The organism is Microbacterium sp. NPDC087589, from assembly GCF_044743635.1.
Lineage (GTDB): Bacteria > Actinomycetota > Actinomycetes > Actinomycetales > Microbacteriaceae > Microbacterium.
In genome coordinates this window covers 1,056,775-1,078,144 of record NZ_JBIUWV010000001.1, presented here as the reverse complement: position 1 = coordinate 1,078,144, position 21,370 = coordinate 1,056,775, and the positions used below count along the sequence as shown (strand labels likewise).

At 66.5% G+C, this 21,370-nt stretch carries 17 protein-coding genes and 1 riboswitch; of the genes, 16 read left to right on the top strand and 1 reads right to left on the bottom strand.

Annotation, left to right across the window (positions count from 1 at the left end; translation table 11 throughout):
* Window positions 1-16: 16 nt before the first annotated feature.
* The 12 genes from ACIOU8_RS05300 to ACIOU8_RS05245 all read left to right on the top strand — a co-directional run bounded on the left by ACIOU8_RS05300 (window position 17) and on the right by ACIOU8_RS05245 (window position 14,646).
* On the top strand, window positions 17-1,012 hold the full coding sequence (locus tag ACIOU8_RS05300) for an ABC transporter permease (protein WP_400786570.1): 996 nt from the start codon (window positions 17-19) through the stop codon (window positions 1,010-1,012).
* A complete protein-coding gene (locus ACIOU8_RS05295; protein ID WP_400786568.1) occupies window positions 1,005-1,985 on the top strand; it encodes an ABC transporter permease in 981 nt (326 codons plus the stop codon). The genes ACIOU8_RS05300 and ACIOU8_RS05295 overlap by 8 nt, the downstream gene beginning before the upstream one ends.
* On the top strand, window positions 1,982-2,845 hold the full coding sequence (locus tag ACIOU8_RS05290) for an ABC transporter ATP-binding protein (RefSeq protein ID WP_400786566.1): 864 nt from the start codon (window positions 1,982-1,984) through the stop codon (window positions 2,843-2,845). The genes ACIOU8_RS05295 and ACIOU8_RS05290 overlap by 4 nt, the downstream gene beginning before the upstream one ends.
* Complete coding sequence (locus ACIOU8_RS05285; RefSeq protein WP_400786563.1) at window positions 2,842-3,678, top strand: ATP-binding cassette domain-containing protein; 837 nt, start codon at window positions 2,842-2,844, stop codon at window positions 3,676-3,678. The genes ACIOU8_RS05290 and ACIOU8_RS05285 overlap by 4 nt, the downstream gene beginning before the upstream one ends.
* Before the next feature lie 127 nt (window positions 3,679-3,805).
* Window positions 3,806-3,900, top strand: a riboswitch (glycine riboswitch).
* 233 nt (window positions 3,901-4,133) lie between these two features.
* The gene (locus ACIOU8_RS05280; RefSeq protein WP_400786561.1) at window positions 4,134-5,318 is read left to right on the top strand and encodes a glycine cleavage system aminomethyltransferase GcvT; all 1,185 of its coding nucleotides are present in this window, start codon (window positions 4,134-4,136) and stop codon (window positions 5,316-5,318) included.
* Window positions 5,315-5,692, top strand: coding sequence for a glycine cleavage system protein GcvH (gene gcvH / locus ACIOU8_RS05275; protein ID WP_400786559.1), 378 nt, complete (start codon window positions 5,315-5,317; stop codon window positions 5,690-5,692). Before ACIOU8_RS05280 ends, gcvH begins: the two co-directional genes overlap by 4 nt.
* A gap of 61 nt (window positions 5,693-5,753) precedes the next feature.
* Entirely contained in the window at window positions 5,754-8,585 is a 2,832-nt protein-coding gene (gene gcvP, locus ACIOU8_RS05270) for an aminomethyl-transferring glycine dehydrogenase (protein WP_400786902.1), read from the top strand.
* A gap of 225 nt (window positions 8,586-8,810) precedes the next feature.
* Window positions 8,811-10,442, top strand: coding sequence for an ABC transporter substrate-binding protein (locus tag ACIOU8_RS05265; RefSeq protein WP_400786556.1), 1,632 nt, complete (start codon window positions 8,811-8,813; stop codon window positions 10,440-10,442).
* Between the two features lie 104 nt (window positions 10,443-10,546).
* Window positions 10,547-11,473, top strand: a complete 927-nt coding sequence (locus tag ACIOU8_RS05260) for an ABC transporter permease (RefSeq protein WP_400786554.1) — start codon at window positions 10,547-10,549, stop codon at window positions 11,471-11,473.
* A complete protein-coding gene (locus ACIOU8_RS05255) occupies window positions 11,466-12,410 on the top strand; it encodes an ABC transporter permease (RefSeq protein ID WP_400786552.1) in 945 nt (314 codons plus the stop codon). Before ACIOU8_RS05260 ends, ACIOU8_RS05255 begins: the two co-directional genes overlap by 8 nt.
* A complete protein-coding gene (locus ACIOU8_RS05250; RefSeq protein WP_400786550.1) occupies window positions 12,407-14,080 on the top strand; it encodes a dipeptide ABC transporter ATP-binding protein in 1,674 nt (557 codons plus the stop codon). Before ACIOU8_RS05255 ends, ACIOU8_RS05250 begins: the two co-directional genes overlap by 4 nt.
* A gap of 2 nt (window positions 14,081-14,082) precedes the next feature.
* On the top strand, window positions 14,083-14,646 hold the full coding sequence (locus ACIOU8_RS05245; RefSeq protein ID WP_400786548.1) for a PH domain-containing protein: 564 nt from the start codon (window positions 14,083-14,085) through the stop codon (window positions 14,644-14,646).
* 15 nt (window positions 14,647-14,661) lie between these two features.
* Here the strand turns inward: ACIOU8_RS05245 and ACIOU8_RS05240 are convergent, their stop codons facing one another.
* A complete protein-coding gene (locus ACIOU8_RS05240; RefSeq protein WP_400786546.1) occupies window positions 14,662-15,453 on the bottom strand; it encodes a CPBP family intramembrane glutamic endopeptidase in 792 nt (263 codons plus the stop codon).
* A 95-nt stretch (window positions 15,454-15,548) separates the two neighbouring features.
* On the opposite strand from ACIOU8_RS05240, the gene typA reads away from it, so the two are divergent.
* The 4 genes from typA (at window position 15,549) to ACIOU8_RS05220 (ending at window position 21,368) form a co-directional block, all read left to right on the top strand.
* Window positions 15,549-17,462 (top strand): translational GTPase TypA, encoded by a 1,914-nt coding sequence (gene typA, locus ACIOU8_RS05235; protein WP_400786543.1) that lies wholly within the window; start codon window positions 15,549-15,551, stop codon window positions 17,460-17,462.
* A 165-nt stretch (window positions 17,463-17,627) separates the two neighbouring features.
* Entirely contained in the window at window positions 17,628-18,512 is an 885-nt protein-coding gene (locus tag ACIOU8_RS05230; protein WP_400786541.1) for a phospholipase, read from the top strand.
* A gap of 175 nt (window positions 18,513-18,687) precedes the next feature.
* The gene (gene glsA, locus ACIOU8_RS05225) at window positions 18,688-19,701 is read left to right on the top strand and encodes a glutaminase A (RefSeq protein ID WP_400786539.1); all 1,014 of its coding nucleotides are present in this window, start codon (window positions 18,688-18,690) and stop codon (window positions 19,699-19,701) included.
* A 29-nt stretch (window positions 19,702-19,730) separates the two neighbouring features.
* Window positions 19,731-21,368 carry an MFS transporter gene (locus tag ACIOU8_RS05220; protein ID WP_400786537.1) on the top strand — a complete coding sequence of 546 codons (1,638 nt, stop codon included), beginning with the start codon at window positions 19,731-19,733 and terminating at the stop codon, window positions 21,366-21,368.
* Window positions 21,369-21,370: the final 2 nt, after the last annotated feature.

The following is a 21,370-nucleotide window of genomic DNA, read 5'->3' as shown; positions in this document are numbered from 1 at the left end:
AAGCACGGTCAGTGATATGAAGTTCTTTGCACGAAGAATCGGGTTCTACGCGTTCACGCTGTGGGCCGCGATCTCACTCAACTTCCTGCTTCCCCGGCTCATGCCGGGGAACCCGGCGGACATCATGATCGCCAAGATGCAGCGTGCGGGTGGCGAGGTCTCCGAGACCACGATCCGCAACATCAAGCTGCTGCTCGGTGGTGATGACTCCTCCCTCTGGGATCAGTACATCGCGTATTGGGGGCGGATGTTCCAGGGCGACCTCGGCATCTCCGTCACCAAGTTCCCGGCGCCGGTGAGCGAGCTGATCGGTCAGGCGCTGCCGTGGACGCTGATCCTCGTCGGCACGGTGACCGTGATCTCGTTCATCCTCGGCGTAGCCCTCGGCGCCTGGGCGGGGTGGAAGCGCGGTACCTGGGTCGACCACCTCATCCCTGCGACGACCGTGCTGCAGTCCATTCCTTATTTCTGGATGGCGCTGCTTCTCGTATCAGTCTTCGCAGTGGGCTTGGGCTGGTTCCCGATCTTCGGCGGCTATGACGTGTTCGACTTCCCGGACGGTCCTGAGCCGACCTGGGCGTTCTTCATCGATGCACTCTCGCACGCGCTCCTTCCCGCGGTGACCATCGTCATCTCCTCGGTGGGAGGCTGGATGTTCGGGATGCGCAACATGATGGTGCAGACCATGGCCGAGGACTACGTGCTCACGGCTGAGGCCAAGGGGCTCCGTCCGCGTCGCATCATGACGACGTACGCCGCTCGCAACGCCGCGATCCCGTCGATCGCCGGCTTCTCGATCACTCTGGGATTCGTGGTCGCCGGCTCCATCGTGATGGAGCAGGTCTTCACCTATCCGGGCATCGGAAAACTGATGTTCCAGGCCGTCACGAACAACGACTACGCGCTGATGCAGGGACTCTTCCTCGTCATCACGATCACGGTGCTCGCCGCCAACTTCATCATGGACCTCGTCTATGGCTTCATCGACCCGAGGGCTCGCCAGAATGTCTGACACCGAGAACACAGTGCTGACCACGAAGGATCAGCCCATGACCCAGCCCGCGAGCACCATCTCGCTGGCGACTCAGCGGGCCCGCAAGCGCCGCCGCGTCCTTCCCACCTCGTCGACGAAGTTCATCATCGGCGCGAGCATCGTCATCGCGATCGTGCTGTTCGCCATCATCGCGCCGATGTTCTCGCAGGATCCCCGGAGCACCGACAACCCGGCGCTGCTCCCGCCCTCGCCGGAGCACTGGCTGGGCACGACCAAGCTCGGCAACGACATGTTCGCCCAGCTCGCCATCGGCGCCCAGGGCTCCCTGCTGGTCGGTGTGGTCGCGGGAGGCATCGCCATCATCCTGTCGCTAGTCTTCGGAGTCCTCGCCGGCTACCTCGGCGGCTGGCGCGAGGACACCCTCGCGCTGCTGACGAACGTGATGATCGTGATCCCCGGCCTGCCGCTGGTCATGGTGATCTCGTCCTTCGTCCCGCAGCGCAGCTGGCAGCTCGTCGCGTTCGTGCTCGGCATCACCTCCTGGGCCGGTGCGGCCTACGTGCTCCGATTGCAGACCCGATCGCTGCGCACCCGCGACTACGTCTACGCGTCCAAAGTCGCGGGGGAGCGATCCTTCCGCGTCATCCTGGTCGAGATCATGCCGAACCTGCTGCCGCTGCTCACCGCGCAGTTCCTGTTCGCCATCATCTTCGCGATCCTCGGCGAGGCAGGTCTGTCGTACCTCGGCCTCGGCCCGAACTCCTCCATCACCTGGGGGACGATCCTCAACGATGCGCAGTCGGGCCAGGCGCTCGGGCGAGGCGCGTGGTGGTGGTTCGTCCCACCGGGAATCATGATCGCCATGCTCGGCGCGGGGCTCTCGCTCATCAACTTCGCGATCGACGAGGTCATCAACCCGAAGCTCCGCAATGCGCCCGACGCCGCTCGGCGCGTGCGCAAGGCCGCCAAGACGAAGGGGGTCGCCGTATGAGCGCTCCGGATGCCGTGCTGACCGCACGCAACGTGTCGATCGAGTACGAGGTGGATCCGCCCGTGAAGGCGGTCCGAAACGTCTCCCTCACCCTCAATCGTGGCGAGATCCTTGGTCTCGCGGGTGAGTCCGGCTGTGGCAAGACGACGCTCGCGTACGGCATGAACCGGCTGCTCAAGGCTCCGGCTCTCATGACGAGCGGCGAGATCGTGCTCCACGACCGTGACGGCCACGACATCGACGTGGTGGCTCTCGACGGAGAAGGGCTGCGCGCGTTCCGCTGGGACAAGATCTCGATGGTGTTCCAGGGGGCGATGAACTCGCTCAACCCGGTGATTAGCGTCCGTGCGCAGATCTTCGACATCTTCGACACCCATCGACCAGGCATGTCCAAGAAGGACAAACAGACGCGTGCCGAAGAGCTGCTGACTCTCGTCGGAGTCGATCCGTCGAGGCTCACGAGCTTTCCGCATGAGCTCTCCGGCGGCATGCGTCAGCGCATGATGATCGCCATGGCGCTCGCGCTGGACCCGCAGGTGATGATCATGGACGAGCCGACCACGGCTCTCGACGTGGTCGTGCAGCGCGGCATCATCCGCGAGATCATGCGGCTGCGCGAGCGGCTCGGCTTCGCGGTGATCTTCATCACCCACGACCTCCCGATGCTGATCGAGATCAGCGACCGCATCGCCGTGATGCTGCAGGGGCAGATCGTCGAAGAGGGCACGGCGGAGGAGATCTACCGCACCCCGAAGCACGAGTACACCAAGAAGCTGCTGTCGAGCTTCCCGAGCCTGACCGGCGAGCGTGGCGACTTCGTCCGCACCGGCAACCAGCCCAGCCAGGAGGAGATCCGATGAGCGCTCCCACCCTCGAGGCCCGACACCTCGTGAAGGACTTCACCCTGCGATCAGGGCTCAAGACGTCGGTTCTGCACGCGGTCAAGGACGTGTCCTTCACCATCGAAGCGGGCAAGACGGTCGCCCTCGTCGGCGAATCGGGATCGGGCAAGTCGACGATCGCTCGGATGCTGATGAAGCTCGAGACTCCGACGAGCGGCCAGATCCTGCTCGACGGCAAGGATGCGGGGATGCGCGGCCGAGCAGTCGAGGACTACCGCTCGCAGGTGCAGATGGTCTTCCAGGATCCGTTCGCCTCGCTGAATCCGTTCCACACGATCATCCATCACCTCGAGCGCCCGATCAGGCTCCACCACCCGAAGCTCTTGGGCGCCCAGGTGCGTGCACGCGCCATCGAGCTGCTCGAGCGCGTGCGGCTGTCACCCGGCGAGAGCTTCGCCGAACGCCGCCCGCATGAGCTGTCGGGTGGTCAGCGGCAGCGCGTGGCGATAGCGCGGGCGCTGGCGCCGGGCGCGCGGTTCATCGTCGCGGATGAGCCGGTCTCGATGCTCGACGTCTCGATCCGCCTCGGGGTGCTGAATCTGCTCGCCGATCTGCAGCGCGAGGAGAACCTCGGGGTGCTCTACATCACGCACGACCTCGCCACGGCCCGCCACTTCAGCGACGAGATCATGGTGCTCTACAAGGGCGATGTCGTCGAGCGCGGCCCCGCCGACGACGTCATCCTCAACCCTCAGCATGAGTACACGAAGACGCTTCTGGGCGCCGCGCCCGAGCCCGAGAACCTCGGACGACTGCGCGACGAAGTCAGAGCCGAACTCGCGGCACGCTGACAGCATCCTCCTCAGGCGCTCCCCTGTGGTCGTCCGCCCGACGGCCGCCGGGGGAGCGCCGGCTTTCTGCAGCCTGTGCCGATGACGTCGACCCGCTAGACTGAGGCCACAACTGAAGACAGGCCGAATGACCCACGCGGGAGAGCCCCGGCGAACGCAGCCGGGCACCGAAGGAGCAAGCCTCCCCGCCAATCTCTCAGGTACGCGTACCGCGCGGTTCCGGCCACTCTGAAAAGCGATTTCCAGCGAAGCGAGAAATCGGGTTGAGCGAGGACGCCACAGGCGCCCGAGCCGAAACCCTGGCGACCGGCACTCCGCGAGTCTCCCTCACCGCTCGCACGTGATCCGCCGACGGTGAAAGCCCAGTCTCTGGGTGAAGCTCTCAGGCCCATGACAGAGGGGGAGTTCCCAGGAGTAGCGTCGCTGCTCCGCCCGACCCAGCCCGGGAGAACTCCATGTCCGACCCTCGCTACACCCCTCTGCGTGATCGCCACGAAGCACTCGGCGCATCGTTCACCGACTTCGGCGGATGGCAGATGCCGGTGCGATACACCTCAGACCTCGCCGAGCACCATGCCGTGCGGCAGGCCGCGGGCATCTTCGACATCTCCCATATGGCGGAGTTCCTCGTCACCGGCGACTTCGCCGGGGACTTCCTCGACTACTCGCTCGCAGGCCGGCTCTCGGCGATGGCGGTGGGCAAGGCGAAGTACTCGCTGATGCTCGCCGAGGACGGCGGGATCATCGACGACGTCATCGTCTATCGGCTCGCGGAGGACCGATTCCTCGTGATCGCGAACGCAGGCAACCGCGGATTCGTCGACTCGGCGTTCGCCTCGCGAGTGCGTTCGTTCCCGTCGCGGATCGAGCGGGAGATGCCCGCACGTGCCGAGGGGGAGGAGCGCAGCTTCGCCGGATTCATCGGAGACAGAGGAGTCGACGTCGAGGACGTCTCCGACGAATACGCTCTGCTCGCTGTGCAGGGCCCGGCTTCTGAGGCGATCGTCTCGTCTACGACGGGCATCACCGACCTCGGCACCCCGTGGGATGAACAGAAGTACTACGCATGGGCCGACGCGATGTTCCTGGGTGCGCCGCTGCTCCTCGCCCGCACCGGATACACCGGCGAAGACGGTTTCGAACTGCTCGTGCGAGTCGCAGATGCTCCGGCCCTGTGGGACGCGCTCGTCGACGCCGGCCAGAAGCACGGGCTCGTCCCCGCGGGCCTCGCGGCGCGCGACACCCTGCGACTCGAAGCGGGCATGCCCCTCTACGGGCACGAGCTCTCGCGCGAGACGAAGCCGTCGCAGGCGGGCCTCGGACGGGTCGTCGTCTCCGACAAAGACGACTTCGTCGGCAAGGGGGCGGCGGATGCCGCATCCGATGCTCCCGTGCTCGTCGGTCTCGTCGCCGAGGGGAAGCGCGCCGGACGCGCGGGCTACTCCGTGGTCGACGCAGACGGTGTCGTCCTCGGAGAGATCACGAGTGGCGCCCTGAGCCCGACACTCGGCCATCCGATCGCGATGGCCTACGTCGCCCCTTCTTCCGCTGCGGCGGGAACCGCAGTATTCCTTGATGTGCGGGGAACCAGGATCCCCGCGACCGTGACCGCCCTGCCTTTCTACCGGAGGACCAAATGACCGATCTCAACGCACTCAGCTATACCGACGAGCACGAATGGATCTCCTCTGAGGAGGCCGTCGTGACCATCGGCATCACCGACTACGCGGCTGACAAGCTCGGCGACGTCGTTTTCGTCGAGCTCCCGGCCGTCGGCACCGAGATCTCGGCCGGTTCGGTCGTGGGTGAGATCGAGTCGACCAAGTCGGTCGGCGAGCTCTACGCCCCCGTCACGGGCACGGTCGTCGAGATCAACGACGCCGTGGTCGACGACCCCTCGCTCGTGAACGCCGAGCCGTTCGCCGGAGGCTGGCTCATCAAGGTCTCCGTGGGCGCAGGTGCGCTCGACGGCCTGATGGACCGCGACGCGTACGTCGCTCTCACGGAGGGCTGATCGACCTGTGGTCTCTTTCGCCGATCGTCACATCGGAACCACCGCCGCCGCCCAGCGTCAGATGCTCGATGCCCTGGGCGTCGAGTCGGAGCTCGAGGACTGGAGCCCTGTCGAAGCGCTGATGCGTCAGGCTGTGCCCGCCTCCATCTTCACGCCCGCCTCCACCGACTCGGTCATCCCGCGCGCAGCGAGCGAGACCGAGGCGCTCGCCGAGCTGCGGTCGCTCGCGTCCCGCAACACGGTGAACCGTCCGATGATCGGCCTGGGCTACTACGGCACGGTCACGCCTCAGGTGATCCAGCGCAACGTGCTCGAGAACCCGTCGTGGTACACCGCCTACACGCCGTACCAGCCGGAGATCTCGCAGGGTCGCCTCGAGGCGCTCATCAACTTCCAGACGATGGTCGCCGAACTGACGGGTCTCACCACGGCCAATGCGTCGATGCTCGATGAATCGACGGCTGTCGTCGAGGGGATGCTGCTGGCTCGCCGTGCGTCGAAGAAGGCGTCGAACGTGTTCGCCGTCGACGCAGATGCGTTCCCGCAGACGAAGGCGCTGCTCGAGACCCGTGCAGAGGCCGTGGGCATCGAGCTGGTGTCGGTCGATTTCGCCGCCGGTGAGGAGCTTCCCTCCGAGCTGTTCGGTGTGTTCGTCCAGTACCCCGGCGCCTCAGGGCGGGTCTGGAACCCGAGTGCCGTGATCGATGCTGCGCACCTCGCCGGCGGGCTCGCCGTCGTCGCTGCCGACCTGCTCGCCCTCACGCTCATCGCGTCGCCCGGTTCGCTCGGCGCCGATGTCGCGGTCGGAACGACCCAGCGCTTCGGCGTGCCGATCGGCTTCGGTGGCCCGCACGCGGGCTACATGGCGGTGCGTGCAGGACTCGAACGACAGCTGCCGGGGCGCCTCGTCGGCGTCTCCGTGGATGCAGACGGCAAGCCGGCCTACCGACTGTCTCTGCAGACCCGCGAGCAGCACATCCGCCGCGAGAAGGCGACCAGCAACATCTGCACCGCTCAGGTGCTGCTCGCTGTGATGGCCTCGATGTATGCGGTGTATCACGGACCCGACGGACTGAAGGTCATCGCTCGGGAGGTCGCGGCGAAGACAGCGATGCTGCGCGACTGGCTCGCCGACGCAGGCGTTGGCATCGTCCACGACTCGTTCTTCGACACCATCCAGGCGCGGGTTCCGGGGCGTGCGGCGGAGTACGCGGAGCAGGCGCACCACGGTTTCGGCATCCTGCTGCACGCCGCCGACGCCGACACGATCGGAATCTCGGTCGACGAGACCACGACGGTCGCCGAGCTCCACCAGGTGGCTCAGGTGTTCGGCGGTGCCCGGGAACGGGCGTTCGGGTTCTTCGGCTCCGGATCGCAGGGCGGCCTTCCCGGCGACCTGCTGCGTCAGGACGACTACCTCACGCACCCCGTCTTCCACGCGCACCGCAGCGAGACGGCGATGATGCGCTATCTCAAGAGCCTGGCCGACCGCGACTACGCGCTCGACCGTGGCATGATCCCGCTCGGGTCGTGCACCATGAAGCTCAACGCGGCAACCGAGATGGCATCGATCACGTGGCCCGAGTTCGCGGGCATCCACCCGTTCGCGCCGGCCTCCGATGTCGAGGGGTATCTCGACATGATCACGCAGCTCGAGGCCTGGCTCGCTGAGGTCACCGGATACGACGCCGTCTCCCTGCAGCCGAATGCGGGTTCGCAGGGTGAGCTCGCCGGGCTGCTCGCGATCCGCGGCTATCACCTCGCGAACGGCGACGCGCAGCGCACCGTGTGCCTGATCCCGTCTTCTGCGCACGGCACGAACGCGGCCTCCGCGGTGCTCGCGGGCATGAAGGTCGTCGTCGTCGCCTGCGATGAGCTGGGCAACGTCGACCTCGACGACCTGCGGGCGAAGATCGCGGCGCACGCCGAGGAGCTGTCCGCGCTGATGATCACCTACCCGTCGACGCACGGCGTCTACGAGCAGGATGTGGTGGAGATCACCACCGCCGTGCACGACGCCGGCGGACAGGTGTACGTCGACGGTGCGAACCTCAACGCGCTGCTCGGATACGCCCGCTTCGGCGATCTCGGTGGCGACGTCTCCCACCTCAACCTGCACAAGACGTTCGCGATTCCGCACGGTGGCGGCGGCCCCGGCGTGGGTCCGGTCGCGGCGAAGGCGCACCTCGCTCCGTACCTGCCGTCTCACCCGCTCGCGCAGCGGGCAGAGCACGCGGGCGGATACGTCTTCGAGGGCGGCGCAGTGTCCGCGGCGCCGTACGGATCGGCCGGAATTCTGCCGATCTCCTGGTCGTACGTGCGCATGATGGGGGCCGATGGCCTCCGCCATGCGACCGCAGCTGCCGTGCTGTCGGCGAACTACATCGCCGCGCGCCTCGGCGGGCACTACCCGGTGCTGTATGCGGGTGAGGACGGCCGCGTCGCGCACGAGTGCATCCTCGACCTGCGGCCCCTCAAAGAAGCGACGGGCATCACCGTCGACGACGTGGCCAAGCGACTCATCGACTATGGCTTCCACGCCCCGACGATGTCGTTCCCCGTCGCGGGGACGCTCATGGTCGAGCCCACGGAGTCCGAGGATCTCGGCGAGATCGAGCGGTTCATCGAGGCGATGATCATGATCAAGGCTGAAGCGGATGCCGTCGCTGCGGGCCGCTGGCCCGCAGACGACAACCCACTTGTCCATGCTCCGCACACCGCGGTCTCGCTGATCGCGGGGGAGTGGAACCACGCCTACACGCGAGAGGATGCCGCCTACCCGGTGCACGCCCTGGTCGCGGGCAAGTACTGGCCGCCGGTGCGGCGCATCGATCAGGCCTACGGCGACCGCAACCTCGTGTGCGCCTGCCCGCCGATCGAGGCATTCGCCTGAGCGGAGTGCCATGAGCAAGCGGCGTCGTGTCCGAAAGGACGCGGCGTCGCTTCTCATTTCCGTGCACTTCCGCATGTTTCCGCGATATTACGGATGGTCACCACTCAGTAACGGTTCATTAGCCGAGTGCGATGTCCCCTGGATCGCGGGTTACAGTCAACTATCCCTACGCGTTCGACGATGAGCGCGCAGTCTGATGAATACCCGTCCACAGGAGGACACAAAGTGAAGCGCAACAAGATCGCCCTTGCGGGCACCGCGCTGTTCGCGATCGGCGCCCTGGCGCTCGCGGGCTGCGCGAGCGGTGGAGGCAACGACGGCGGCGACGCAGGCAGCGATGTCAACGCCGATGCCATCATCACCACGAACGGCTCGGAGCCCGAGAACCCGCTGATCCCCACCAACACCAACGAGGTGGGTGGCGGAAAGATCCTCGACGAGATCTTCGCCGGTCTGATCTACTACGACGCCGATGGCCAGCCGGTCAACGACATGGCCGAAGAGATCACGACCGAGGACCCGCAGAACCTCACCGTGAAGCTCAAGGAGGGCATGACCTTCACCGACGGTGAAGAGGTCACCGCCGACAACTTCATCAAGGCGTGGAACGAGGGCGCCAAGCTCTCGAACGCACACCTTTCGAGCTACTTCTTCGAGGACATCGAGGGCTTCAGCTACGACGAGGACTCGGAGCTCACGGGTCTCGAGCAGGTCGATGACTACACGTTCACGATCGCACTGAACAAGCCGGCCTCCGACTTCGCTCTGCGTCTCGGCTACTCGGCGTTCTACCCGCTGCCCGATGTCGCCTTCGAGGACATGGAAGCCTACGGTCAGAACCCGATCGGCAACGGCCCGTACATGATCGACGGCGAAGACGCATGGCAGCACGACGTGCAGATCGACCTCGTCCGCAACGACGACTATGAGGGCGGCCGCAAGGCAGCCAACGGCGGTCTGACCATCAAGTTCTACGCCACCCAGGAGTCCGCGTACGCCGACCTGCTGGGCGGTGACGTCGATGTGATCGACGCGATCCCGACCGGTTCGCTCCAGGTGTTCGCCGACGAGCTCGAAGACCGCGCAGTGAACCAGCCGTCTGCGGTGTTCCAGTCGTTCACCATCGGCCAGTTCCTCCCGCACTTCAGCGGCGAAGAGGGCCAGCTGCGTCGTCAGGCGCTGTCGATGGCGATCAACCGCGAAGAGATCACCGAGACGATCTTCTCGGGCACCCGCACTCCGGCAGCCGACTTCACGTCGCCGGTCATCGCAGGCTGGTCCGACTCGGTCCCCGGCAGCGAGGTCCTCGAGTTCAACCCCGAAGAGGCGAAGAAGCTGTGGGCCGAGGCCGACGCGATCTCGCCGTGGGACGGCGAGTTCAAGATCGCGTACAACTCCGACGGCGGGCACGATGCCTGGGTCGACGCGGTGTCGAACCAGATCAAGAACACGCTCGGCATCGAGGCGTCGGGCGACCCGTACCCGACCTTCCAGGACCTGCGCTCGAAGGTCAACGACCGGTCCATCACCACGGCAGCGCGTTCGGGATGGCAGGCCGACTACCCGGGTCTGTACAACTTCCTCGGACCGCTCTACGCGACCGGCGCCGGTTCCAACGACGGTGACTACTCGAACCCCGAGTTCGACGACCTCATCAAGGCCGGCATCAGCAACCCCGACGCCGACGCGCAGATCGAGGACTTCACCAAGGCGCAGGAGGTTCTCTTCCAGGACCTGCCCGCGATCCCGCTGTGGTACTCGAACGTGACCGGTGGCTTCGGTGAGAGCGTCGACAACGTGACGTTCGGCTGGAACTCGGTTCCGCTGTACTACGAAATCACGAAGGCCGGCGAGTAAAGCCAGACGGCACTTCACCTGTGAGGCGGTGACGATTCTTCGTCACCGCCTCACAGGCTTGTGTTCGCCTCGTTTTTCTCACCCCTCTAAGAAGGGACAAGCGGATGCTCGGCTACATTCTGAGACGTCTTCTGCAGGTGATCCCGGTCTTCTTCGGAGCCACCCTGCTCATCTACTTCCTCGTGTTCGCCATGCCAGGCGACCCGATCCTCGCCCTGTTCGGCGACAAGACCCCGAACGCGGCGGTCCTCGAGCAGCTGCGCGAGCAGTATCACCTGAACGACCCGTTCATCGTGCAGTACTGGTACTACATCACCGGGGTGTTCCAGGGTGATCTGGGCAACACCTTCTCCGGTCGACCCGTGTCGGCGGTCCTCGCCGCGACCCTGCCGGTCACAGGTCGTCTCGCCGTCATGGCGATCGCCATCGAGTTCGTGCTGGCGATCATCATCGGTACGATCTCGGCACTGCGCAAGGGCAAACTGTTCGACAATGTGTCGCTCGTCGTGGCGCTCGTCGCCATCGCGATCCCGATCTTCGTCGTCGCCTTCCTCGCGCAGTACTTCCTGGCGATCCAGCTCGGCTGGTTCAAACCGACAGTGGGTGCCGACAACGACTGGGGCGGCCTCTGGCTGCCGGCCCTCGTGCTCGGGTTCAGCCTGTATGCCGTGAGCATGCGTCTGATGCGCAGCTCGGTGATCGAGACCCTCAACCAGGACTGGGTGCGCACCGCCTACAGCAAGGGTCTCTCGCGCAACCGGGTGCTTCCCGTGCACGTGCTGCGCAACTCGCTGATTCCGGTGATCACCAACTCGGCGACGAACTTCGGCGTGCTGCTCGTCGGCGCGACCGTCACCGAGGGCATCTTCAACGTCCCCGGTGTGGGAAACACGCTGTTCCAGGCGATCCAGCGCGGCGAGGGCCCCACGGTCGTCTCGTTCGTGACCGTGTTCGTCATCCTGTACGTGTTGGTGAACCTTCTCATCGACCTTCTTTACGGTCTGCTCGACCCGAGGATTCGCTATGCCTGATCCCACCTCTCAGAAGCACTACGTCGCCCCGATCGAGACGGAGTCGATCTCGGTCGACGCCGTCCGCATCTCCGACAAGCCCAGCAATCTGTGGCGAGACGCCTGGGTCGACCTGCGTCGCCGCCCGCTGTTCTGGTTCTCGGTCGTGCTCGCGCTGTTCTTCCTCGTGATGGCGCTCTGGCCCACGCTGTTCACCGCGACGCCGCCCAACAACGACTGCTCGCTGTCGAACAGCAACGGCGGTCCGACGGAGGGGCACCCGCTTGGATTCACCTTCCAGGGGTGCGACATCTACGCGCGAATCGTCTGGGGTGCGCAGACCTCGCTCGCCGTCGGTCTGATCGCCACGGTGATCGCATCGACGCTCGGCCTGATCATGGGCGCCCTGGCCGGCTTCTACGGCGGATGGCTCGACTCGATCCTCTCGCGCGTCGGCGACATCTTCTTCGCGATCCCGTACATCCTCGCGGCTGTCGTCGTCATGACCGTGTTCCGCGACTCCCGGTCGGTGTGGACGCTCGCGTTCGCGATCGGCGGGTTCGCCTGGGCGTCCACCGCCCGAGTCGTGCGAGCCGAGGTGCTCCGCGTACGTCAAGCCGACTTCGTGATGGCGTCGCAGGCGCTCGGACAGTCGAAGTTCAAGATCCTCCTGAACCACGTCGTCCCGAACGCGATCGCGCCGCTGCTCGTCGTGTCGACCCTCGGGCTCGCGGGGGCGATCGTCGCCGAGGCGACTCTGTCGTTCCTAGGCGTCGGTCTCGGCAGCGACGTGATGTCGTGGGGGCTGGACATCGGCAAGGCCCAGGCCTCGCTGCGCGTGGCTCCGATGGCACTCATCTATCCGTCGATCGCCCTCACCCTCGCGGTGCTGGCGTTCGTCACCCTGGGCGAGCTCATCAGAGACGCCCTCGACCCGAAGGCGAGGGCACGCCGATGAGCGAGCGCGTCACCGAACAGGTCCCCCTGCTGAGCGTCCGCGACCTCACCGTCGCCTTCCGCACCCAGGAGGGGCTGCGCGAAGTACTCCACGGAGTCAGCTTCGACATCATGCCGGGCGAGACCGTCGCGATCGTGGGCGAGTCGGGATCCGGCAAGTCCACGACGGCCACGGCCATCGTGAACCTTCTTCCCGGAACCGGGCAGATCACGGGCGGGTCCATCACCCTCGAAGGGCGCGAGCTCACGACACTCAACCGTCGTGAGATCGAGGCGGTTCGCGGCCGGGACATCGGCTTCGTGCCGCAGGACCCGATGTCGAACCTCAACCCGGTGTGGAGCATCGGCTTCCAGGTCAAGGAGGCGATCCGTGCGAACGGCCTCGCACAGGATCGCGGTGGTGCCAAGGCGCGCACGATCGAGGTGCTGCAGCAGGCTGGTCTGTCCGACGCCGAGAAGCGTCTGCACCAGTTCCCGCACCAGTTCTCTGGGGGCATGCGTCAGCGTGCGCTGATCGGAATGGGCCTCGCAGCCGACCCGAAGCTGCTCATCGCCGACGAGCCGACCTCGGCTCTCGACGTCACGGTGCAGCGTGTGATCCTCGATCACATGGCATCGCTCACGCGCGACAAGGGCACCTCGATGCTCCTGATCACGCACGACCTCGGCCTCGCGGCCGAGCGTGCGAACAAGATCATCGTGATGAACGGCGGCAACATCGTCGAGGCCGGTCCGAGCCGCGAGATCCTCGAGAATCCGCAGCATCCGTACACGAAGCGTCTGGTCGCCGCGGCGCCCAGCGTGGCCTCGCAGCGCATCCAGGCTGTGGTGGAGGACAAGGAACTCGAGACCCGCGATAGCCTCGCCGCCATCCCGCCGACGGTACGCGTCGCGGGGCTCACGAAGGACTACCGGATCCGTCAGGGAGGCTTCCGCAGCGAGGCGTTCCGCGCCGTCGACAACGTGTCGTTCGAGATTCCCAAGGGCAAGACTCTCGCGCTGGTGGGTGAGTCGGGCTCGGGAAAGTCGACCGTCGCGAAGATGGTGCTGAAGCTCGAGGAGCCCACGAGCGGCACCATCGAGATCGACGGCCAGGATGTGTCGAACCTCTCGAACGCTCAGGCGTTCGGGCTCCGTCGCCGCATGCAGCCGGTGTTCCAGGACCCGTACGGCTCGCTCGATCCGCTGCGCAACATCGGCAACACGATCGCCGAGCCACTGCAGATCCACGGTGTGGGCGATCGCGCCTCGCAGCGTGAACGCGTCGAGGAGCTGCTCGACCAGGTCTCGTTGCCGCGCGTCCTCGCGAGCCGGTACCCGAACGAGCTCTCGGGCGGACAGCGCCAGCGCGTGGCGATCGCCCGTGCGCTCGCGCTCAAGCCCGACATCATCGTGCTCGACGAGGCCGTCTCGGCGCTCGACGTGCTCGTGCAGGATCAGGTGCTGCAGCTGCTCGCCGAGCTGCAGTCCGAGCTCGGTCTGACGTACCTGTTCATCACGCACGACCTCGCCGTCGTCCGCGTGTCGAGCGACCTCGTGTGCGTCATGGAGAAGGGCAAGATCGTCGAGCAGGGCACTGTCGACGCGATCTTCGCAAACCCGCAGCAGGAGTACACCGACCGTCTGCTCAAGGCGATCCCCGGGGCATCGATCCCTCTCGGCGGTCGCTGAGAGTGAGCACCGAATCTCGACCGGAGGCCGCACGGACATTCCGTGCGGCCTCCGGGCCTGTCTCCCTCGTCCTCTGCTCGCTGCTGGCGATCTTCCTGCTCGGCGACGCCGTCGTGCGTGCAGGGTGGGGGCAGATGCTCCTGCTCGCCCCGTGGGTGCTGCTGGGACTCTGGGTCGTCTACGAGATCGCCTTCGTCTCTGTCGTACGCGTCGACGGCGATGGTGCCATGGTGCAGAACATGCTGCGCCGGACGTCGTTCGGCTGGAGCCGCGTCCGCGACATCGACCTGCGCTGGCAGCTCATCTTCTCGCTCGAGGACGGCTCGGATGTCTCCAGTTATGGGGGGCCGGCGAGAGCGCGTCCGATTCGGCGCCCGGTGCGCGAGGACGACGAGGCCAAGGCGCCCGCCGGAGTCCGCGAGCTCACCGAGATCCGTGACCGCTGGCAGGCGGCTCCCGCGACCGCGGACGCTCCGACCCGTCGCACCTGGGACTCTCAGGCGCTCATCGCGCTCGGCGTCATCGTGCTCTGGGCCGTGGCGTCGATCGTCATCGCGAACGCCTGATCGCGCCGAGCGTCGTCAGCCGGGAAGGCCGAACAGCACCGGCCACGTCGCCGCCGCCCAGGGATAGCCGACGAACACCGTCGCGTCGATCAGGAAGTGCGCGACGAGGAACGGCATGAGCCGTCCGCTGCGCTGGAACAGCCATCCGAAGAGCAGCCCCATCGCGAGGTTTCCGATGAAGGCTCCGGGCCCCTGGTAGAGGTGGTAGCTCGCGCGCAGCACGGACGTGGTGAGGATGATCGCCCACGGCCCCCAGCCCAGCTGCCTGAGTCGGGCGAAGAGGTAGCCGAGCACGACGAACTCCTCCTGCAGCGATGCGCGAGCTGCCGCGAGCAGAAGCACCGGGATCGTCCACCAGTGAGTGTCGAGCCCTGCGGGGTTGACCGCGACGAAGAGCCCGAGCGCGCGCCCGGCGAGATACAGACCGAGACCCGGGATGCCGATGGCTGCGACCAGGAGGATCCCGCGCCCGACATCCGGTGCGACCCGGGTGCCGTCGAGACCCAGCCTGCCCAGATGCGGTCTGGATGACTGCCACAGCAGGAAGCAGACGAGCAGCACGGGGACGAGGGAGAACCCGATCGACAGGATCTGGTAGATCAGGTCGAAGATCTCGCGGTCGCTCCGGGACGGGTTGAGGGTCGCGGTCTGGTCGGCGAGCGGCGTCTCGTCGGTCAGGCGGTAGGCCAGCTGCACGATCGCGTAGACCGCTGACTGGCCGAGACCGAGTGCGAGGACGATCGCGATCTCCCACCACAGGCGACTGCGCGAGGGAGCGGGGGAGAGGTCGGTGACAGTCACGATCATGATGCTACTTCGAGCGCTCAGGAACGACTCGCCCGCATACGATAGTCTGGAACGTCGGCTTCTCGGCAAAACCCCACACTCTTTAGGACATCTGCATGGCGCACGCCCTTCGCTCTGACCTCCGCAACGTCGCAATCGTCGCGCACGTCGACCACGGCAAGACCACCCTCGTCGACGCCATGCTGCGTCAGACGGGGTCCTTCGGTGAACACGCCCACGTCGATGAGCGCGCGATGGACTCGAACGACCTCGAGCGTGAGAAGGGCATCACGATCCTCGCCAAGAACACGGCGATCACGTACAAGGGCAAGCACGCCCAGGGCAAGGAGATCACGATCAACGTGATCGACACCCCCGGTCACGCCGACTTCGGCGGTGAGGTCGAGCGCGGCCTGTCGATGGTCGACGGCGTCGTGCTGCTCGTCGACGCCAGCGAGGGCCCGCTCCCGCAGACGCGCTTCGTGCTGCGCAAGGCGCTCGAGTCCAAGCTGCCCGTCATCCTCCTGGTCAACAAGACCGACCGCCCCGACGCTCGCATCGCCGAGGTCGAGGAAGAAGCTCACGACCTGCTGCTCGGCCTCGCGTCCGACCTCGTCGACGACGTGCCCGACCTCGACGTCGACGCCCTGCTCGACGTGCCGGTGGTCTACGCCTCGGGTCGCGCCGGCGCGGCATCGCAGAACCGTCCCGCCGACGGCTCGCTGCCCGACAACGACGACCTCGAGCCGCTCTTCGAGGCGATCCTCGAGCACGTCCCCGCTCCGGCGTACGACGACGAGGCGCCCCTCCAGGCCTGGGTCACGAACCTCGACTCGAGCCCCTTCCTCGGCCGCCTCGCCCTGCTGCGCGTCTTCAACGGCACGCTCAAGAAGGGCCAGACCGTGGCCTGGGTGCGTGCGGACGGCACGCACCAGAACGCACGCATCACCGAGCTGCTCAAGACGCGCGCGCTCGAGCGCTACCCCGCCGAGTCCGCCGGCCCCGGAGATATCGTCGCCATCGCCGGCTTCGAGAACATCACGATCGGTGAGACCATCGCCGACCCCGAGGACGTCCGCCCGCTTCCCGCGATCACGGTCGACGACCCCGCCATCTCCATGACGATCGGCACGAACACCTCGCCGCTCATGGGCAAGGTCAAGGGTCACAAGCTCACCGCTCGAATGGTCAAGGACCGTCTCGACAAGGAGCTGATCGGCAACGTCTCGCTCAAGGTGGTCGACATCGGACGCCCCGACGCCTGGGAGGTTCAGGGCCGCGGAGAGCTGGCTCTCGCCATCCTGGTCGAGAACATGCGCCGCGAGGGCTTCGAGCTCACCGTCGGCAAGCCGCAGGTGGTCACGAAGAAGGTCGACGGCAAGACCTACGAGCCGTTCGAGCACCTCACGATCGACACGCCTGAGGAGCACCTCGGCGCCATCACGCAGCTGCTCGCGAACCGCAAGGGTCGCATGGAGAACATGACGAACCACGGCACCGGCTGGGTGCGCATGGAGTTCATCGTCCCGTCGCGTGGCCTCATCGGCTTCCGCAGCGAGTTCCTCACGACGACCCGCGGCACCGGAATCGCCAACGCGATCTCGCACGGCTACGAGCCGTGGGCAGGTTCCATCACGACCCGTCAGAACGGCTCGATCGTGGCAGACCGCACGGGTGTCGTGACTCCGTTCGCGATGATCGCTCTGCAGGAGCGCATGTCGTTCTTCGTGCAGCCCACGCAGGAGGTCTACGAGGGCATGGTCATCGGCGAGAACTCCCGCGCCGACGACATGGACGTCAACATCACGAAGGAGAAGAAGCTCACCAACATGCGTGCGGCGAGCTCCGACACCTTCGAGTCGATGACCCCTCCGCGCCAGCTCACGCTCGAGGAGAGCCTCGAGTTCGCACGTGACGACGAATGCGTCGAGGTCACGCCCGAGGTCGTCCGCATCCGCAAGGTGAACCTCGACGCGAACACCCGTGCGCGCGAGACCGCTCGCCTGAAGCGCCAGGACGCCAACGCCTGAGAATCGTCTAAGAAGAGGGGCCCTGTACCGCCGGAAACGGCAGTACAGGGCCCCTTTCTCACGAAACGTCCAGGTGTGTCGTTGCAGAATCGTTACCTTGCGCCTGGGGCAAACCTCCCGATGAGTGTCCTGTGACGGGCGTACGACGACCCGAAAGTCGAACCCATGCTTCAGAACACCCGCGCGCTTCGGCGCGCCCACGCGGCGGCATCAGCTCGCAACGCGATCACAGCACGCCGGCCGACGCTGATCCTCGGAACGATCACCGGAGGAGTGCTCGGTCTCGCCCTGACCGTCGGCCTCGTCTCGGCTCCCGCCGCCGGGGCCGAGATGCCCGATGCGGTCGCCGGCGTCGCGTCCTTCGTCACCGGTGAGCCGGAGACACTGGCGAAGAGCGCCGACGACTCGGCGCTCACCATGCTCGCAGCTGAGGATGCCGTCGCCGCGGCTGAGGCGCTGAACGCCGAGGTGGCGGCATCGGGTCTCGACCTCGGCAGCGCGCCCTCTTCGGTTGACACCGCCGACGTCACCGCGTGGGTCGGTCAGCTCGCCGACCGCGACGAGTTCTCGAACAGGGAGCTCTCGAGCCTCACGGCGTATGCGGTCACCGGAACGGACGAGATCATCGCTGAGACCGCCGCCCTGCAGGAGTCGTACGTGGCGGCCCAGCAGGCGAAGGCGGCTGCGGATGCCGCTGCAGAGCAGGCTGCGGCCGAAGCCGCCGCACTCGCGCAGACGAACACCGTCGATGGTGCGAAGGCCGCAGCGCGCGACATCGCGGCGAGCCAGTACGGATGGGGCGACGACCAGTTCTCCTGCCTGGAATCGCTGTGGACCAAGGAGTCTGGGTGGAACTACCAGGCGTACAACGCCTCGGGCGGCGCGACGGGCATTCCGCAGGCTCTGCCCGGAAGCAAGATGGCGTCTGCCGGATCCGACTGGCAGACGAATGCGGCCACGCAGATCCGCTGGGGTCTGGGGTACATCTCGTCGGTGTACGGCACCCCATGCAGCGCGTGGGGGCACTCGCAGTCCGTGAACTGGTACTGAGTCGCCGCACGGCTGAACTCTCGCGATCGAGACCCGCCCCCGCATGCGTGCGGCGGTGGGTCTCGGCGTTCCACGGCGCACCCTGAAACTGGCACTGGGTGCTCTAGGCAGTGCGACGCATTGCCACTACGGTGAGCGGTGACGGCTGGGGGGTCGTGAACCCGGAGGAGAGCACATGGACGTCGCGGCACTGGCAGACATCCCCCAGCAGGTGTCGACAGGCGGGATGCCCGGATGGGACCGCGTCGATGAGCTCGTGCGCGAAGCCCACGGTCGCTATACGGATGACCGCAGAGGCGCCGTCGCCGACTACATCCCCGTGCTCGCGGAGGCCGATCCCGAGCTGTTCGGTCTCGCGGTCATCGAGGTCGACGGCGGTCTTCATGATGCCGGAGATGCGTTGCATCCGTTCTCGATCCAGTCGATCTCGAAGATGTTCGTCTACGCGCTGGCCATTCAGGAGCACGGCCATGAGCGGGTGCGCGAGATCGTGGGCGTCAACAACACGGGGCTCGCCTTCAACTCGCTGATGGCGCTCGAGCTCAATGCCGGGCACCCGATGAATCCGATGGTCAACGCCGGTGCGATCGCCACCACGGCGCTCATGCCGGGACAGACGGCCGTCGAGCAGTGGGAACGCGTCCGAGAGGGGCTCTCGGCGTTCGCCGGGCGCCCGCTGAGCCTCGACGGGGTCGTCTATGCATCCGAGGCGGAGACCAACGAGCGGAACCGTGCGATGGGGTGGCTGCTCCGGAGCTACGGACGACTCACCGGTGACCCTGATGAGGTGGTCGACGTCTACACGCGTCAGTGCGCTCTCAGCGTCACCGCTCATGACCTCGCGGTGATGGGCGCGACGCTCGCCGACGGCGGCGTGAATCCGATCACGGGCGAGCGCGTCGTCTCGGCGGACGTCTGCCGCGACACCCTCGCCGTGGTGGCGTCGACCGGCCTGTACGAGGCCTCAGGGGAGTGGCTGTTCGAGATCGGCCTGCCCGCCAAGTCGGGAGTCGCCGGAGGCATCGTGGCCGTCGCACCGGGCAAGGGCGCCGTCGCCGGATTCTCACCTCGTCTCGACGCGGCGGGAAACTCGGTGCGGTCCCAGCTCGCGATCGGCCACCTCTCGCGCGCTCTCGGCCTGAACCTGTTCGCCTCCGCACCCTCGACGACCACTCGGTCGACGGACTGACTCCCATCGACCGTTCGGAGGATCCCGCCATGACACACACCGCCCCGGCGCCCACGAAGACCTCCTGGATGCCGCTCGTCAGTCTCTTCCTCGCCCAGGTGCTGATGTCGTTCAATGTGGCCGCCCTGCCGATCTCGCTCGGCGGCATGGTCAGCGAGTTCGGAGTGCCGCCGACCGTCGCCAGCACGACGATCGTGATGTACGGGCTCGCCGTCGCCGCGTTGGTGATGACCGGCGCGAAGCTCGGCCAGCGCATCGGATGGGTGCTCATCTTCCGGATCGTGATCGGTCTCTTCGCCGCATCCGCCGTGCTGATGATCGTGTCTCCCAGCGTGGGCTGGGCCATCGCGGGGCAGGCGGTCGCCGGCGCGGCGGCGGCGATCATCGTCCCCTCGATCGTGGCGCTGATCGCTGAGAACTATCGCGGACCGCAACAGGCCACGGCGATCGGTGCGATCGGCTCGGCCAGGGCGATATCGGGCGTGACGGCCTTCCTGATCGGCGGCACCCTGGGAACGCTCGTCGGCTGGCGTCCGATGTTCTTCATCGTGTTCGGCATCGCGGTGGTCGTGTTCGCGTTCAGCTTCACTCTCCGGGGTGATCGCGGCGACGCGTCGATCCGCATCGACCTGGTCGCGTCACTGCTCATCGGTGGGGCGATCGTCCTCCTCACCCTCGGCTTCAACAACCTCAACGGGTGGGGTGCCGTCGCCGCGACGGAGGCCGCCCCGTTCAGCATCCTCGGGCTGTCGCCTGCTCCTGCCTTCGTCGTCGTGGGTATCGTGCTCGGACAGTGCTTCTTCGTCTGGACGCGGAAGCGCATGGCCGAGGGCAAGGTGCCGTTGATCGACCTCAGCATCCTGGACTCCTCGAAGGAGCGAGCGGCCGTCTACGCGATGTTCATCGTCGTGGCGCTCGAGGCATGCGTGAACTTCACCATCCCGCTGTACATCCAGATCGTGCAGGGGAGGACGCCCTTCGACACGTCGCTCGCGATGATGCCGTTCAACCTGACGGTCTTCATCACCGCCACGCTCGTCGTCCGGTTCTACAAGCGATACCCGCCGCGGGTGATCGGCGTCTTCGGATTCATCTTGACCACGGTCGCGCTCGTCTGGCTCTCCTTCGTCGTGAACAACAACTGGGAGACACTCCCGACGATCCTCGGGTTGGTCGTCTTCGGCATCGGCCAGGGGGCGCTCGTGACCCTCGTGTTCAACGTGCTCGTCACCTCGGCGCCCGCCGAGCTCGCGGGGGACGTCGGTTCGCTCCGAGGAACCACGCAGAACCTCGCCTCCGCGGTCGGCACCGCTCTGGCCGGCGCGCTGCTCGTCTCGCTCCTCGGATTGAGCATCGGCCGTGCGGTCGTCGAGCACCCTGAGCTGCCGCCTTCTCTCGTCGCGCAGGTCGACATGGACAACCTGAACTTCGTCAGCAACGACGACCTCCGCACAGCCCTGGAGCAGACGGATGCGAGCCCCGAGCAGATCGACGCGGCGGTGATCGTCAACGAGGAGTCACGCCTGGGCACGCTGCGACTCGGGCTCCTGCTGCTCGCCGGTCTCAGTGCGGTCGCGATCCTGCCCGCATCGAGGCTGCCGAAGTACAAGCCCGACGAGATCCCCGACCCGTCGCCGGTCTCGGGCCCTGGGCCTGGCCGCGAGTGATG